The following is a 15087-nucleotide window of genomic DNA, read 5'->3' as shown; positions in this document are numbered from 1 at the left end:
CTCATGGTAGTGGTGGAATCTATAAGATGATTGGATGGCTTGCTTCCAACCAAACCACTGTTTACCTTTTCACCTTTATGGTGTTTTTAGCGGGTTTAGGTATCTACGGAAGCCTTCCCAAAGAGCAATTCCCAGACATTAAAGTACCACAGATTTATGTACAGACTGTCTACTTTGGTACAACACCTGCGGATATTGAAAACGTAATCAACAAACCCATTGAGAAACAATTAAAAACGATTCAAGGGGTAAAACGTATCAAATCAAATGCCTTGCAAGATGTCTCGGTTATTTTGATTGAATTTAACCCCAATGTAAAGGTTGAGGATGCGTTACAGCGTGTGCGTGATGCGGTAGATAAATCGAAGAAAGATTTACCTCAAAAGCTAGATTCAGGACCAACGGCACAAGATGTGAACTTCTCGGAATTCCCGATTATGAACATCAACTTGGCGGGTAATTACCCTTTAGGAAAGCTAAAAGATTATGCAGAAGAATTACAAGATTTGATTGAAGGCTTACCTGAAATTACCCGTGTCGATATCGTCGGTGCATTGAATCGTGAAATTCAAATCAACCTAGACTTATACAAAGCGCAGGCTTCAGGATTATCTTTTACAGATATTCAAATGGCTGTTCAAGGTGAAAACATCAACATTTCGGGTGGTGACCTCAATGTCGATGGCGTACGCCGTACACTTCGTGTAAAAGGAGAATTCAAAACGGTTGACCAAATCGCTAACATCATGTTGCGTTCGTCATCAGGTGCAATGATTCGCCTAGGTGACGTTGCAGAGGTAATAGATAGCCACGAAGAGCGTCAGGATTTTGCCCGCTTAGATAACCGTTCGGTTATTACCCTTAACGTTATTAAGCGTAGTGGAGCCAACTTGATTTCGGCTTCAGAGCAGATTGAAAAGATTTTGGACAAATACGAGGAGACTCGTTTACCACAAGGTGTAAAAGTACAAATCACTGCCGATTCATCAGAACGTACAAAATCCGATATTGATGACTTAGTGAATACCGTAATTCTAGGCTTTCTATTTGTAGTATTCGTCCTAATGTTCTTTATGGGTGTTCGCGATGCCATCTTTGTAGGTCTGTCGGTACCATTATCAGCGTTGATTGCCTTTATTCCTTTGTATTTCTCAGGGTTCACGCTCAATACGATTGTATTGTTTGCTTTCTTACTAGGTTTGGGTATTGTGGTAGATGATGCCATTGTAGTAATAGAAAACTCACACCGTATTTTCAACCAATTCCGTAAGTTAAGCATTGTTGAAGCCGTAAAATTAGCGGCATCAGAAGTATTCTTACCAGTATTATCAGGTACGCTTACTACGATTGCACCATTTGTACCTTTATTGTTTTGGCCAGGTATTGTAGGTGAGTTTATGAAATTCTTACCTATTACCTTGATTTATACGTTGTTTGCTTCCTTATTGGTGGCTTATGTAATGAACCCTGTGTTTGCGGTATCGTTTATGAAACGCCACGACGAAGAAACCCACCATGTAGAAGGTATTAAGTCTTTGCAAAAGCCTCTGATTGTTATGGGATTGTTGGCAGTAGTGGGTTATTTCATCAACTTTGGACTTGGTAACTTGTTTGTGTTTATCCTTGCATTATACCTTTTCAACCACTTTATCTTATCGCCAAAAATTATCGTGCCTTTCCAAGAAACAGCACTTCCTGCATTCAAAAATCGCTATCGTGCGGTTGTTGCTTGGGTAATTCATGGCAAACGTCCGATTGGTGTTGTAATTGCCACTTTTGGTTTATTGATATTTACTTTCATCATGATGGGAATTGTGCAACCAAAAGTAATTTTCTTCCCTAGTGGCGACCCTGACTATGTGTATATCTACAACGTAATGCCTGTAGGTACCGATGCACGCAAAACTGACTCGGTCACGAAGATTATTGAGAAAAGAGTATTCAATATTATCAAGAAAAACAAAGCCGAAATAGCTGTTAACTCAGTAATCTCGAACGTAGGTAAAAACGCAGGTGATCCAACGAACCCAGATCGTTCGGCTACTCCACAAAAATCAAAAGTGACGGTAGCATTTGTGAAAAAGACAGAACGTGGAGAAATTTCGTCGGAAAGTATTTTGCAAGAAATTCGTGATGAGCTTAAAAAATCTCCTATTCCTGGCAGTGAGATTTCAGTAGAAAGAGAGCGTAATGGTCCTCCAACTGGTAAGCCAATTGCCATTGAAATCGCTGGGGATGACTTTACGGTTTTACAAACACTTGAAAAAGACGTTAAAGAAAGAATTGAAAAGTCAGGGATCAAAGGTATTGATGAACTAAAAAGTGATTTGATTACCAACAAGCCTGAAATCATCGTTGACGTTGATAAGCAAAAAGCTCAAAGAGAAGGGATTTCTTCTTCACAAGTAGCCTTGGCGATTCGTACAGCGTTATTTGGTTCGGAGATTTCAAAATTCCGTGATGATAAAGATGAATATCCAATCCAGTTGCGTATCAAACAAAGCGACCGTAATCAAATCGAAAAACTGTTGAGTTTGAATATCACTTATCGTGATATGACCATGGGAGGTGTTTTACGCCAAGTACCATTGAACTCCATTGCAACGATTAGTTACTCAACCACCTTTAGTCAAATCAACCGTAAGAATCAGCAACGTGTTGTAACGCTAGGTTCGGATGTAGTAGCAGGTTATAACGCTAACCAAATTGTAGCACAAATCAATGATTTGATTAAGGATATAGAAATTCCGAGTGGATATACTGTGAAAATGGGTGGGGAGCAAGAAGAACAAGCCGAAACTGCCAACTTCTTAGGAACGGCTTTTGGTGGTGCTATTTTGTTAATTTTCTTGATTTTGACCATTCAGTTTAACTCTATTTCAAAACCAATCATCATTTTCGGTACCATCTTGTTATCATTGATTGGTGTATTGTTAGGCTTTATGGTATTCGGAATGACATTCTCTGTAATCATGTCGGGCGTAGGTATTATTGCCTTAGCGGGTATTGTAGTGAAAAACGGTATCCTCCTCATAGAATTTACCGACGAGCTGAGAGGCCGTGGATATGAATTAAAAGAAGCTATTATCGAAGCTGGTAGTGTGCGTTTGACTCCAGTATTGTTGACAGCCTCTGCCGCTATCTTGGGTCTTGTACCATTAGCAGTAGGTTTGAGTATCGACTTCGTAACGATGTTTACCGAATTCAATCCACATATTGCTTTTGGTGGTGACAGTGCAGTATTCTGGGGTATTTTGGCTTGGACTATTATCTTCGGTTTGAGCTTCTCGACAGTACTTACACTTGTAATCGTACCTTGTATGTATTACATCAACGAACGAGTTCGTACCAAGTACTTCCGTAAGAAACCAGCAATAGAGTAATAGAAAAAGGGTCTCAGAAACACATCTGAGACCCTTTTTATTTGTTATATTTTTCTAAATATCCAATTGCTTATTCAACCAATAACGAGTACTTTTCAGTTCTCCAGTCTTTATTAGAATACCCAAATTTACCAGCTCTTGCAAATCACGAGTAACAGTTGCCGCCGATGTTTGAGAAATACTTTGGTAGTTTTTAGCACTCAAACCTCCTTTAAAGCCTTCTATTCCTGCTTCAAATACTCTCAATAATACTTTTATTTGGCGATCGTTTAGCTGAGTTTGAAATTGATTAAACAGTTTTACTTTTAATAATATAAAATGGATTAATTGAATCGTATATTCTTGTGATTCTAGAACAGTCTGTGCAAAATAGGCAAGATACTTATCTATCTGTAGTTGATGATTACAATTCTGGATAGCCTCATAATAAGCTTTTTTCCTATTTTCAATAGCCTTTGCCATCGACATAAATATAGGTTTTTTCAAGCGTTGAGATATTGCTTTTTCGATTAAAGCTCGTCCTATACGTCCGTTTCCATCTTCGAATGGGTGTATCATTTCAAAGTATAAGTGTGTAATACCAGCAAAAGCTAAAGTTGAAATATTCGTCGCCAGTTGGGTTTTATACCAATGGATAAATTTATCCATTTCTGATAAAACTAAGTGCGAAGGCGGAGCTTCATAAAAAACTCTTGGATTGGAAAGGTTACCAGAAATAATTTGCATCGGTTCACTATGTGAACGATAGCCTCCAATATTGTCAACGTCACGTCTCCCATTCATGAGCATTTTATGCCATTCAAAAAGCATTTCGTGAGTGAGTTCTGTGTCATAGTTTTGAAATAAATCAACCATCATTTCTGCTATGCCAGCAACGTTTGGTTCGACACGACGAAAGTCGGTTTGAAGTCCTAAATGTTTTTTAATGGAACTTTGAACAGAATCTCTATCCAAGATTTCCCCTTCAATACTTGAAGTAGAAAGGGCTTCCTGTGAAAGAATTTCTACTTTTAAAGTATTGAGCCCCTCTTGCTCCACTACTTGTATCAACCCTAAAATTCTACCTGCATTTAGTAAAAAATCAGATTCATATTGGTGTAATTTAGAGCTATCATATTCAAAATTCGCCCAATCCTTATGTTGCCAAACCCATGCCATGATGAATAACTTTAAGATTTATCAATCAAAAATACGCAATATTATGATTGATAAAAGTTATTTTATTCCTCATTTCCCTAAAAAGATACCTTTTAGGCTGTAAGGCATTAGGCAAAAAAAGCTTAAATTCTTTCATAAAAAACTATTTAACTTTTAGCTTAGAGCGTATAGCTTAATGCCTATTGCGGGTAAAGTCAATTTAATTTTACCCTTTCCTTACATCTTTATCCCGATCTGAGCCATCAACTGACTTGCGTTGAAACTTCTACAAATTCCTTGTTTGAGTGTGTAATCAAAAACTAATTTGCCATCTCTTACTTCTGATGAAAAACTATAGTTTTTGACAAAACCTTTTTCACTAAACTCGTCTCCCAAATCAACATCATGGGTCGAAATAAAACCTGAGGCTTGAGCTTGATGCAATTGGAGCATCAGGGCCTTTGCGCCATCGTGACGGTCTTTTGAATTGGTACCTTTTAAGATTTCGTCTAGGAAATAGAAAGTTGGTAAGCTTTGCTTTTCGTTTACCCAATCGATTAATTGTTTTAAGCGCTTGAGTTCTGCATAGAATGATGATGTATCTTCTTCCAAAGAATCTTGAGTACGCATACTAGTAAATACTTGCATCACTGAGCATTCAAACTCTTGGGCACACACCACACTTCCAGTCAATGCCAAAATAGTATTGAGAGCTACTGTACGTTGGAAGGTACTTTTTCCAGACATATTTGAGCCAGTAATAATCACGCATTGGCCTAGACCAGCAATCTGAATATCATTACAAACACGCTTCTCTGCCTTAATTAAAGGGTGACCTAATTGTGTAGCATGAATGATAAAATCTTTATCAGAAATTTGGGGTAAAATATGAGAGGGATTAGCAAAGCTATGTCCTGCCAAGCTACTGAGAGCTTCAAATTCGCTCACGACGGTAATCCAGTATGCCAAGTGGGTTTGATGTTTGGCTCGCCAATTTTCCAAATGAATGAAATAGCGTAAATCCCAAAGCGTCAACATACCCACAGAGAGCGCAAAAATAGGGTTTTGTCGATTGCCAATTCTTTCCAATAATACGCTCAATTCTTGAATATGTGCAGTAGCCTGATTGACTTCAGCTTGTAGCTTTTGTAAATGAGGATGTTTAAATGCGGGTACTGCAATACTTTTACACAAATTCGCATAGGCTTTTAGCACATTTGCCACCGAAGAAGTTTTATCGAGATATTGACTAAGTAATCCACTAACTTTTCTAAGAATAAATCCATGAATAATAAACACTGCCAATATCCATTGTAATGGCAAAATATCCATAATACAGGCTAATACAACAGGAATACTGAGGTATGGCAAGTAGAGTAAATATCGTAAATATTTTTGTTTCAAAACTTCAAATGAAGGTAGTTGAAGCCACTCAAGAATAGGGGTAATAGGTTGATGTACGTCTTCAATTTGCCAAGCGTCTACCTCTAGATCTTGTCGCCAATCAATCAGCTCTTTCAATTCTGATGAGGTTTCTTGGCGAGTTAAGATAGTTGCTTGCTCAGCTGGGGTTTGTAGCCAATCAGCCAATACCTCCGCGCCTTTGTAGGTACGTGTACGATTGAGCAATTTGAATATGGAATGCTTTCCAAAAATATCTAAATCTGAAGCATAAAAATGTTGTACTTGTGCATAAAGCTCCCCTGTTTCTTGCCGCACAAATTTCCCTTGCAAACGGAGCGCTTCATCTTCATTAAGATTGGCTAATAGCTGATAGCGCAGCTTTTGTGCCTTGATGGCCAAATGCTTATTGATCATCCAAAGAAATATCCCAAAACCAAGGAACAAAATCCCTAAAAATACCCAAGGAGATAATGCTTCGAATGCCCAATAAGATAGTCCCAACCAAGCAATAAAATAAACAGCTCGGACAATCGCCCATTGATTATATTGAGCTTGTGTTTGCGCTTGAAGTGATTCAAAATGTTGTTGTCTTTTTTGAAAAAAGTCAATTTGTGTAGTGATGGGATTTGATGACATACTGGAAAACCGAACTCTTTTAATCAGGATTTTTTGAAAATATTTGTATTAAAATCTGAATGCAAGTTAAGCCATGAAATATTACCTATAATCACAATAAGAAAAATAAACATGAATCGTCCCAAATTTTAGCACTGGAATTATTCTCCAAATTTTCATCAAAAAGCGGTCGAAAATTACTTTCGACCGCTTTTTGATACTAATATGCTCGATGAATCATTTTTAGACGCAATGTTTTGCATCTCTTTTGCTAGAATATAGATTTTTAAAATAATCACTAAATCACAAAGGATAGTCCTTCAAAAACTCTCGTGTGATAACGATTTTTTGGATTTCAGAGGTACCTTCTCCGATGGTACAAAGTTTGGAATCACGATAGAATTTTTCTACTGGAAAATCTTTTGTATAGCCATATCCTCCGAAGATTTGAACCGCATCTGTAGATACCTCTACTGCAATTTCAGAAGCATAGTATTTAGCCATAGCGGCTTCTTTGGTCATACTTGTTCCTTCCATTTTGAGTTCGGCTGCATGGCGAGTCATCAGCTCGGCAGCGTGAACTTTAGTAGCCATATCGGCCAATTTGAAACTGATTCCTTGAAACTGTACAATCGCCTGTCCAAACTGTTGACGTTCTTGTGCATATTTTGCGGCTGCGGCCAAAGCACCTTTGGCAATCCCTAGTGACAAAGCTGCAATGGAGATGCGCCCACCGTCCAAAATTTTCATAGCTTGTTTAAAACCATCGCCTTCTTCGCCCAAACGAGCAGATACAGGAATTCGGCAGTCTTCCAAAATCACTTCGGCAGTTTCGGAGGCACGCATGCCTAGTTTGTTTTCTTTTTTACCAAACTTTAAGCCTGGGTTTCCTCTTTCTACGATAAAGGCTGTTGCATTATTTTTGGCACCTAATTCGCCTGTACGAGCCATAATTACTACAACATTGCCAGATTTTCCATGCGTAATCCAGCATTTGGAGCCATTGAGCACATATTCGTCACCCTCGCGACGTGCCACGCAGGTCATACGTGCAGAATCAGAACCCGTATTAGGTTCGGTCAAACCCCAAGCACCAATCCATTCACCAGAAGCTAATTTGGGAAGATACATTTGTTTTTGTTCTTCGTTACCAAACTGTAGAATATGATTGGTACAAAGAGAATTATGGGCAGCTACCGAAAGACCAATTGAACCACACACTTGGGCGATTTCTTCAATGATGCTCACATACTCTTGATAGCCCAAACCAGAGCCACCGTATTGTTCAGGTACTAGAACACCCAAAAATCCTTGTTGCCCTAATTGGTGCATCAAGTCGATAGGAAAGTGTTGTGCCTCGTCCCATTCCATCACGTGTGGAAGTATATGGCGCTCGGCAAATTCTTTGGCCGCAAGGCGGACTAAATCATTTTTTGAATTGTACATTTTATAGTTAAAGGTTTGTTGATAAAGTATAATTTTCAAGTAAATAGTCGATAAAAAGTATTTAAAGACTATTAGGTTTATCGATTTTTTATCATCTTTATATTAACAAGATAACGAACTAAAGACGATATTTTGATGAAAAAGTCCTGAAATTTCTAAAAATATTTTAATTATGCAAAATTCTTCATCAGCAAACCTTGATATCTCTATTGCCTCTTCGGGTGTTGCAACGCTCACTTTTTCGCATCCACCAACCAATGCAATGCCAATTGTACTTTTGGAAGATTTAGCAAATGCCATAGAAAAATTGGCAGAAGATTCTAAAGTGCAAATCATTATTTTGCAAAGTGGCGGAGAGAGAACTTTTTGTTCGGGGGCAGATTTTAATCAGTTACTCGCCATTGATAATTTGGAAGATGGTAAAATATTTTTTAGCGGTTTTGCTAAAGTGATTAATGCTTGCCGAAAATCTTCGAAAATTATTATCGGTCGCGTACAAGGTAAAGCGGTTGGCGGTGGCGTTGGTTTGGCTGCTGCTACCGATTATTGCTTTGCTACTCAGGCAGCAAGTGTCAAACTGAGCGAACTCCATATCGGAATTATTCCTGCTGTTATTGAACCAGCCGTGAGCCGTAAAATTGGACTTTCCTCATTTTCAAAAATGTCCCTAAAACCTACCGAATTTTATTCGGCACAATGGGCTTTGGAGCAAGGATTATTTTATGAAGTATTTGAAACCATAGCCGAAATGGACGAGGCAATTATAAGTCTAAGCGAAAAATTGGCGACCTACAATCCCGAAGCTTTGAGAGAACTAAAAAAAATCTTGTGGCAGAATACAAATCATTGGGATACCTTACTGTATGAAAGAGCAGAAATAAGTGGAAAATTGGTTTTGAGCGAGTTTACCAAACAGGCCTTACGCAAGATTTAGTTTACACTTTCTCAAAGTGTAAATTTTAAGCAATCTGAACGAATTACTTCTTCGTATATATGGTAAATAAGTAGTTGATTAACAATTAGTAATAAAGGTATTATACTTCATAAAGCCTTTTTATTACATCACCCCTTTAACCCATTATCAATATGAAGAAGTTTTTCGCTTTTGTAATTTTGCTAACAGGCGTATCTGTTGGTCTAAAGGCACAAGTTTTACCACTTTCGCCCAATATTACAGCTTTGGCAACACCTGTTGTTTCGCAGTCTGGTCTCAATGCACCCGTTAATCTTTCAACAGTAAGTTACTCTCCATCACTTGGCGTAGCCAATAACCTTAGAAATTTAGTGAGTCTGAATAACAATGGTAATAATACCATCATTGTACAGTCTATCACAAATGGGATTACGACTCAAGGTGCAGCTATTGCCAATCAGGTAACGACTGCAACTGTACAAACTACCCCAAACTCAGCAACTGCAATTATTGCAGCTCCGACAGCGGTAACCACAACACTTTTGAACAATACAGGTGTATCCGCAACACCAACGGTAGTTATTCATTTACAAAAAAGCAACTAGATATACTACTTTCAAGAAGCACGCTTCAAAAAGTAGTAATGATTGGAATTATTTCGAGCGAAGTACGGAAAAGCACTGGTTTTATACACCAGTGCTTTTTTTATGGTCAAAATGAGGTAAAGTTCAACGTCATTTACTGTTCTTGAAATAAATAATGGCAATTTCTCGCACAATTTTTGATGAGTAGTTAATTTTACTAACAACATGTTTAAATTTTATAAGCCATTACAAATGAAAAAGTATCTATTTGCATTTATGAAATCCTGCTGTTTGAGCCGAAGGCGAGTTTAGAATTTCTTGACTTTCTTTTGCGGCCGCCGCTGCGGTTACTTTTCTTGTGTTAGACGGGCACGCCTAGTGAAGAAAAGTAAGGTGTGGTGAATGGGAATTTTGTTTTTTCAACAAATGCCAAATAAAATTTTTAAACAAACACCAATACGCAATTAGCTAGTAGCAATCCAATTAATCAATTATTCATGGCAAAGAGTAAACCCTCAAGTCCTGCAAAATCTCAGAGCGCCAAATCTGTAGAGTCGCAGTCAACAAAAACCGCCTCAACCGTCAACTTTATCGCCCCACCTATCGAAAATACGCCCCGTAATTTCAAAATCCTTTTGGGTATTATCGTAGGTGCCACTTTAATCGCATACCTTCCTGGCTTTCAGAATGGATTTGTCTGGGATGATATGTTTTATATCGTAAATGATGAAGACCTTCGCAAGGTTTCGTTTGATAACTTTTATAAACTTATTAGTGACTTTTATTTAGGTAACTGGCATCCATTGACCATGCTTACCTATTATTTGGAATATACGCTAGTAAAAGATACTGCTTGGGTGTATCACCTCAACAATACCATTATCCATATACTAAATAGCATTTTGGTATTTAAGGTTATTGAAAAACTGAGTAAAAACTTTTTAGTCGGGGCAGTGACGGCAGTTCTTTTTGCGATTCACCCATTACACGTTGAGTCGGTAGTTTGGGCAGCAGAGCGAAAAGACGTCCTTTATACCTTATTCTTATTGCTTTCTTTTAGACAGTATCTTAAATATCGTGATGCCCTTGAAGAATCAGGAAAAACCCAATGGAATAACAAGCATCTTTGGTTTGCCTTAGTCTTGTTCATACTTTCATGTTTCTCGAAAGGTATGGCTGTAATTTTACCAGTTGTATTTTTGTTGACTGACTATTTCTTATTAAATCGTCGTAACCTGATTCAGATTGGTATCGAAAAAGCGCCTTTTTTCCTAATATCACTCATTTTTGGTTTGATTTCCATCAAAGCACAAAGTGAGGCTGGTGCTAATGCCACTAAGGTAATCAGCTCGTCTTATTCATTAGGAGAGCGTTTCTTTATGATAAATTATGGAATGCTCACTTACTGGCTCAAAATGCTTGTGCCTGCCAATATGTTAGCGTTTTATCCATATCCACAAAAGCCAACAGGCGTGATTCCAAGTTCTTATTATTCTTCGTTTGCAGGTATTATTGTCATTGCTCTTTTGGTATATTTCTTTGGTCGTCGCAACAAATTGGTGTGGTGGGGAGGATTATATTTCTTAATCGTGATATTTCCTGTTTCGCAAGTATTGCCTGTAGGTAGTGCGTTGATGGCCGACCGTTATTTCTATGTGTCATCTATTGGACCATTGATGTTGATAGGTCTATTTGCGAATTACCTCTATCAAAAAGCTTCGACCAACAAAGCATTTCCGAGTATCGCCACCATTGTGTTGTTGGCATTTACCTTTTTGTCATTCCGCCAGTCTACCAAATGGAAAGATACGCTCACGCTATTTACACCAGTTTTTGAGAAATACCCTAACGACCCTATGGTCACAAGCAATTTAGGTTGGTATTGGTTTTTGAAAAAAGATAATGAAAAAGCAAAATTCTATTTTGAAGAAACCCACAAAACCAATTTCAAAACGGCAGATGTACACACTGCTTTGGGGCAGATTTATTTCGACGAAAAGAAATATAAACTCACCGTAGAAAACTTTGAAGCTGCATTGAAGCTAAAACCTGAAGAAATGAAAAACCTTCATTGGATGCTTGGAGGAGCATATTTTTATACAGGAGAATATGACAAAGCTATTACCGAAAGTCAGATTGCGTTAGACAAATCGGATAATAAAAACCAGTTTGCCAACAATATCATGGGTTTGGCTTTGTGTAAAAAAGGTGATGAGGTAGAAGGTAGAAAATACTATGAAAAGGCCTTGTCGCTAGACCCAAAATTTGCAGACCCTTATGTCAATATCTCTACCATATACAATCATCAAGGGAATCATGAAAAAGAAATAGAGGTACTCCAAAAAGCCTTAAAAGTGGATAAAAAAGCCATGACCGCTTACAAAAATCTAGGCGTAGCGTATAAAACGCAAGGTAAATGGCAAGATGCAATTAAGGTGTGGGAACAAGGAGCCCAAATGGATGCCAAAGATGGAAGTTTTTACTATAACATTGGGCTAGAATATGGTCAACACGGTGATATTCCGAATGGAGTAAAAGCAATGCAAAAAGCGGTGGCGAGAGGCGACTCTAATGCAATTTCCTTTTTGACGGTAAGAGGTATTCCATTAAAATAGAAAATAAGCATCGAGAAAATTTGATGTTAATAATCAAAAAGGGCGATTGAGTAGTCTAAAACTATGCAATCGCCCTTTTTTAATTAGTTGTTTGGTCTTGGAGTTCTTTTTCCTTCTTTACGAATCAAAGAATCACGCTTAGGACGTCCTTGTCCATCGCCACGAGGACCTCTCTGACGACCAGTTGAGTCGGCTTTCCATTCTCTTTTTCCTTTTTTAGTAGGAACATCTTGAGCCAAGGTTGTACCCAAAGTAAAGCTAAAAATAGCGGCAATCATCAATAATTTTTTCATGACTAAAAGTGTTCGAGTTTAAATGGTTGGATAATTGAAAATGGTAATTTCGGTTCTTGGATTATTCTTAAAAGATAAGGTTTAACCATGATGCCCAAGATTCTAAACTCATATCAGAGATAGCTTAAAAACAAAACCCTCGAATATGAGATATTCGAAGGTTTTGACCTTTTTATATTTAGTAAGTCACGATTTATTGACCAAGTTTTTCTACTAAAATAGCTGCAATTCTTTCAGAGGTATGACCGTCCCAAAGCGGAGGAATTGCTCCTTGCTTGGCTTTTCCTTCCAAAATTTCTACAAATTTTTCATGTACTGTAATAGGATTCAAGTCTGCCAATAATTGATTCGTGCCTAATTCTACAGTAACAGGACGTTCGGTTGTATCTCTGAATGTCAAGCATGGTACTTTCAAATAAGTAGTTTCTTCCTGAATACCTCCTGAATCAGTAATAATCAGACTAGCATTTTGCATCAATTGCAAAAACTCTAAATAGCCTTGTGGGTCAGTCAAAACTAAGCCTTCGATAGCTTGAAGTCTATCCCAAAGTCCTAAGTTTTTGAGATTGTTTGCCGTGCGTGGGTGAATCGGAAATACTACCTTTTTGAATGGAACAGTATTTTCAATAATGGTCAAAATCGAAGAGAGACCTTCAGCTGTGTCTACATTGGCAGGGCGGTGCATGGTCATTACTACAAATTCATCCTTTACCAACCCTAATTCGTCAAGTACAGGAGTTTGCTGTGCTTTTTCAAGATAGTGTACCAATGAGTCAATCATGACATTCCCTACAAAGAAAACTTTTTCGTCAGGCACACCCTCATTTTTAAGGTTGTCGATACCTGATTGTTCTGTGATAAATAGGTAATCCGATACGCTATCTGTCAAAATACGGTTAAGTTCTTCTGGCATTTTGCGGTCGCCACTACGAAGACCAGCTTCTACGTGTGCCACAGGAATATGCAGTTTGATAGCCACCAAAGTACAAGCCAAAGTTGCATTTACATCTCCTACCACTAATACCAAATCTGGTTTCTCTTGAAGAATAACCTTTTCAAATTCCAACATTGTACGTGCTGTCACCTCTGTATGTGAGCCTCCTCCTACACCTAAGAAGTAATGTGGTTTGGGCATTTGAAGCTGCTCGAAAAATACATCACTCATCTTGGCATCAAAATGTTGTCCTGTATGAACAATCTTTGATTCGATGGCTGGGTGGTTTTCAAAAGCACGATGTAATGGCGCTACTTTCATAAAGTTGGGACGAGCGCCAACGATGTTAAGAATTTTCAACATAAAATATGTACAAAAAATGTTTGATGCTACTAATGAACATAGTTACCCACAATTGATTGTGGATAACTATGTGGGTAAATCCACTGCAAAGTTGGTTAAAATTGTCTTATTTACCACACAGTAAACGATGATATAGTGTAATAAAAGCTTGATTGAGCTGTTGCTCTGTGTAGTTATCCACAACGACTTGTCTAGCATTGTATCCTAAACAATGTCTAACTTGTGGGTTTTCTAGCAGATAATCAATTTGTTGTGCTAGAGCTTCAATATGCCCAATCGGGGTAATTAAGCCATTTTTCTGGTGTTCAATCAAGGCTTTACAACCCTCACAATCACTAGCAATAATGGCTCTGCCAACTGCCGAAGCCTCCAAAAGTATGCGTGGAAAGCCCTCATGGTAGGATGGCAATACAATGATATGAGCAGTTTGCAAAAATGGTAGTATTGGAGATTGTGCTCCTTTCCACACAGTGTGAAAGTTATCCACATTGGCTTTGAGTTCTTGTTGGGTTAATGCACTGGGGTTGGCATCGTCGATAGGACCAATAAGTTCAAAAGTAACTTTCCCTTCCCACTTACTCCGAAGAAGCTCCGCAGCTTTAATAAAATCCCATACACCTTTATCTTTCAACATTCTTGCGATAAGGCGAACCTTTAAGGACGCTTGAGTTACTTCTGGCGTATATGCGAAATAATTGGTATCTATACCAGTGCCTTTGATAAAATTGATTTGTTGGCTTTTTAGATGGAGTAATTTCTGGAAAAACAGAGCATTTTGTTCATTCTGAAAAAGAAAATATTGATAACTTTTTCTAAACATGAAACCCATAAAAAAGAATATCCTTTTTAAAATACTTTCCTTGTTTTGAGATAACGCCGAACCTAAACCTGCAACAGCATTAAGAACAAGACTATTGTTTAATCCCAAACGAGCAATACATCCGAGCAAGATGAGCTTGATACCAACGTGATGAATGAGGTCGGGGTTGATTTGACGGTATAATTTTCGAAGAAACCATACTTCTTTCAAATTCTGCAAAGGAGACTTACTTCCACGATTTAGTTGAAAGTCATAAAAATCAATACCGAGCGATTCGATATAGGTGCGATGACCTGTGTCTTTAGTAATGATACTTACCTTAAACCCCTGTTCAATACAAGCCAAAGCCATTGATAGACGATGAGATACAAAGAAAGAATCTACATTAACGACAAAAAGTAGGTGCGAAGTAGGTCTTTTCATATAGGAGTGACGTAAATGATGTAGAAGCGTTAAATAGAGAAATTAAAATATATTTTATAGTAATCCTATAAAAATGGATTGTTATTTGATAGAGTTTACTAGAAGACTTACCCTAAATTACTAAAATAACTACCCACTGATATAAGCTATTATTTGA

The 15087-nt window shown here is 37.9% G+C and carries 10 protein-coding genes; 4 read left to right on the top strand and 6 right to left on the bottom strand.

What is annotated here, in order from left to right; translation table 11 throughout:
- Positions 1 to 26: 26 nt before the first annotated feature.
- Positions 27 to 3383 carry an efflux RND transporter permease subunit gene (locus QM481_RS09230; protein WP_283381579.1) on the top strand — a complete coding sequence of 1119 codons (3357 nt, stop codon included), beginning with the start codon at positions 27 to 29 and terminating at the stop codon, positions 3381 to 3383.
- Positions 3384 to 3437: 54 nt separating this feature from the next.
- Here QM481_RS09230 and QM481_RS09225 read toward each other — a convergent pair whose 3' ends face one another.
- The 3 genes from QM481_RS09225 to QM481_RS09215 form a co-directional block, all read right to left on the bottom strand.
- The gene (locus QM481_RS09225) at positions 3438 to 4541 is read right to left on the bottom strand and encodes a Fic family protein (protein ID WP_283381531.1); all 1104 of its coding nucleotides are present in this window, start codon (positions 4539 to 4541) and stop codon (positions 3438 to 3440) included.
- Positions 4542 to 4757: 216 nt separating this feature from the next.
- Positions 4758 to 6560 carry a MutS-related protein gene (locus tag QM481_RS09220; protein WP_283381530.1) on the bottom strand — a complete coding sequence of 601 codons (1803 nt, stop codon included), beginning with the start codon at positions 6558 to 6560 and terminating at the stop codon, positions 4758 to 4760.
- Positions 6561 to 6842: 282 nt separating this feature from the next.
- Positions 6843 to 7985, bottom strand: coding sequence for an acyl-CoA dehydrogenase family protein (locus tag QM481_RS09215; protein ID WP_283381529.1), 1143 nt, complete (start codon positions 7983 to 7985; stop codon positions 6843 to 6845).
- Positions 7986 to 8157: 172 nt separating this feature from the next.
- On the opposite strand from QM481_RS09215, the gene QM481_RS09210 reads away from it, so the two are divergent.
- The 3 genes from QM481_RS09210 to QM481_RS09200 all read left to right on the top strand — a co-directional run bounded on the left by QM481_RS09210 (position 8158) and on the right by QM481_RS09200 (position 12097).
- Positions 8158 to 8919, top strand: coding sequence for an enoyl-CoA hydratase/isomerase family protein (locus QM481_RS09210; RefSeq protein ID WP_283381528.1), 762 nt, complete (start codon positions 8158 to 8160; stop codon positions 8917 to 8919).
- A gap of 152 nt (positions 8920 to 9071) precedes the next feature.
- The gene (locus QM481_RS09205; RefSeq protein ID WP_166551599.1) at positions 9072 to 9503 is read left to right on the top strand and encodes a hypothetical protein; all 432 of its coding nucleotides are present in this window, start codon (positions 9072 to 9074) and stop codon (positions 9501 to 9503) included.
- A gap of 476 nt (positions 9504 to 9979) precedes the next feature.
- Entirely contained in the window at positions 9980 to 12097 is a 2118-nt protein-coding gene (locus tag QM481_RS09200) for a tetratricopeptide repeat protein (protein WP_283381527.1), read from the top strand.
- 83 nt (positions 12098 to 12180) lie between these two features.
- Here the strand turns inward: QM481_RS09200 and QM481_RS09195 are convergent, their stop codons facing one another.
- The 3 genes from QM481_RS09195 to QM481_RS09185 all read right to left on the bottom strand — a co-directional run bounded on the left by QM481_RS09195 (position 12181) and on the right by QM481_RS09185 (position 14930).
- On the bottom strand, positions 12181 to 12390 hold the full coding sequence (locus QM481_RS09195; protein WP_095161076.1) for a hypothetical protein: 210 nt from the start codon (positions 12388 to 12390) through the stop codon (positions 12181 to 12183).
- A gap of 193 nt (positions 12391 to 12583) precedes the next feature.
- Positions 12584 to 13687: a non-hydrolyzing UDP-N-acetylglucosamine 2-epimerase gene (wecB, locus tag QM481_RS09190; protein ID WP_310589661.1), complete on the bottom strand. Its 1104-nt coding sequence runs from the start codon at positions 13685 to 13687 to the stop codon at positions 12584 to 12586.
- Between the two features lie 106 nt (positions 13688 to 13793).
- Positions 13794 to 14930, bottom strand: a complete 1137-nt coding sequence (locus tag QM481_RS09185) for a glycosyltransferase family 4 protein (protein WP_283381526.1) — start codon at positions 14928 to 14930, stop codon at positions 13794 to 13796.
- Between the last annotated feature and the right edge of the window lie 157 nt (positions 14931 to 15087).

This window comes from Flectobacillus rivi, assembly GCF_030056655.1.
Lineage (GTDB): Bacteria > Bacteroidota > Bacteroidia > Cytophagales > Spirosomataceae > Flectobacillus > Flectobacillus rivi.
This window is presented reverse-complemented; position numbering and strand designations above follow the sequence as displayed.

What these genes read in the sequence shown, in the direction of transcription:
- QM481_RS09185 (WP_283381526.1), bottom strand. Translation starts at nt 14,930, where the DNA reads ATGAAAAGACCTACTTCGCACCTACTTTTTGTCGTTAATGTAGATTCT.
- wecB (WP_310589661.1), bottom strand. Translation starts at nt 13,687, where the DNA reads ATGTTGAAAATTCTTAACATCGTTGGCGCTCGTCCCAACTTTATGAAA.
- QM481_RS09230 (WP_283381579.1), top strand. Translation starts at nt 27, where the DNA reads ATGATTGGATGGCTTGCTTCCAACCAAACCACTGTTTACCTTTTCACC.
- QM481_RS09205 (WP_166551599.1), top strand. Translation starts at nt 9,072, where the DNA reads ATGAAGAAGTTTTTCGCTTTTGTAATTTTGCTAACAGGCGTATCTGTT.
- QM481_RS09200 (WP_283381527.1), top strand. Translation starts at nt 9,980, where the DNA reads ATGGCAAAGAGTAAACCCTCAAGTCCTGCAAAATCTCAGAGCGCCAAA.
- QM481_RS09225 (WP_283381531.1), bottom strand. Translation starts at nt 4,541, where the DNA reads ATGGCATGGGTTTGGCAACATAAGGATTGGGCGAATTTTGAATATGAT.
- QM481_RS09195 (WP_095161076.1), bottom strand. Translation starts at nt 12,390, where the DNA reads ATGAAAAAATTATTGATGATTGCCGCTATTTTTAGCTTTACTTTGGGT.
- QM481_RS09215 (WP_283381529.1), bottom strand. Translation starts at nt 7,985, where the DNA reads ATGTACAATTCAAAAAATGATTTAGTCCGCCTTGCGGCCAAAGAATTT.
- QM481_RS09210 (WP_283381528.1), top strand. Translation starts at nt 8,158, where the DNA reads ATGCAAAATTCTTCATCAGCAAACCTTGATATCTCTATTGCCTCTTCG.
- QM481_RS09220 (WP_283381530.1), bottom strand. Translation starts at nt 6,560, where the DNA reads ATGTCATCAAATCCCATCACTACACAAATTGACTTTTTTCAAAAAAGA.